We start from the raw sequence: 1,409 nt of genomic DNA, 5'->3' as shown, positions 1-1,409 counted from the left end.
TTATCAAAGATTCTCCTTCGTCTGTTTAACCTCCTACAGCGAAACGGACGAAAATCTCACAGATATGAGAAAAAAACAGTCTTTGATATTTTAGGTGTTGTGTATGAGTATACCACTTCTGCTCATCAGGTAGCATAGCAAAAAATTTAAAACCCGTCAGGGTTTATTTGATGTGCCTACTTTTATGMTATCTATAAAAGATAATAAAAGACTACGTGAAAARACCACATYTTGTATAAAAAKATACATTAAGTTGATGGATGTGGGGTACCGCCACATSSCYATCAAGCTAAGATTATGCAAAGTCAATTTTAGACGAGATTGTTTCTTTTCCCTAAAGGGCAAGTGTAGGTGATTGAAAGATTTGCATACGAAATAAACCCTAACGGGTTTCACTTTTTTGAATTAAGCGGCTTGATTATCAGACAGGGTACAATTGTAAACGACACCTAATATATCAAAGACCGTTTTTTTCTCATATCGATGAGAYTTCCGCCCGTTTTGCTGTAGGAGATTGAACAGRCGAAGTAACACCTTTGATAGCTCTTGGRTGTTYTTTTGTATAGTTTGGAATAGAAGAAGAAAATAGTCTTTAATCATATATATRGCTTTATACTCACTAAGCTCTCGTTTTTTCTTCATGAGGAGCAATTGGCGCATTTGAAACATGATAGAAGAACAGAGTAGAAKGRYAATCAATTGACCATATAAATGGCACTCCAATCGTTCTGGTTTTATCTTTTTACAATGATGGATTTGAAAGAATGACTTCCACGTTTTAAATAAAATTTCGATTTGCCAACGCAAAGAATACCAGTCATGTACCTGTCCCATCGGGACAATATCTGTAGGGGTGTTTGTCATATATACATTGATACCACTGAGTCGTTTACTACGAGGAGAATACTTCATTCCTTTCTTTTTTTTCTCTTACAACTTGATCTTGTAATCGTTTTTGTTGCTGTTGTTTTGTTAATCGATGAACAATTACACGAGCTGGCACTTTATCAATCATTCCTACATAAGCATCAGCTATTTCACATGTTTGTCCTGGTTGAAGGGAGTTCATTAACGTCTCCATATCTATCTGTATATACTCTGTACCTTTCTTAACTCTTCCGTCTTGAAAATAATTAGGGTTAGGATTTTTTTGATAAATACGTGTATTCGACTTGATACGAGAGATATAGTAGGCCTTATTGTCTTGTATATGTTGAAGATCTTTCAAATGAAAATACCCTAAATCTCGGATACATAAATCATTCGCTGCCACAGTTGGAACACACAGAGAACCGTAGGTTCGATCATGTTGTTTACCTGGACCTGTATGAATATGWAGGAACTGTCCACTTAAYARATCATACTCAAGYTGAATYTTTAYCCCMGCTGTATGGCTGGCTGTATGGCTG

At 35.8% G+C, this 1,409-nt stretch carries 1 pseudogene; it reads right to left on the bottom strand.

Annotated elements, in window-relative coordinates:
* Positions 1-405: 405 nt before the first annotated feature.
* Positions 406-1,409: pseudogene (locus tag AC1DJR_RS29710) on the bottom strand (IS4 family transposase); the annotation flags it as partial.

The sequence above is a fragment of the Bacillus sp. 05T31 genome, from assembly GCF_056396725.1.
This window is presented reverse-complemented; position numbering and strand designations above follow the sequence as displayed.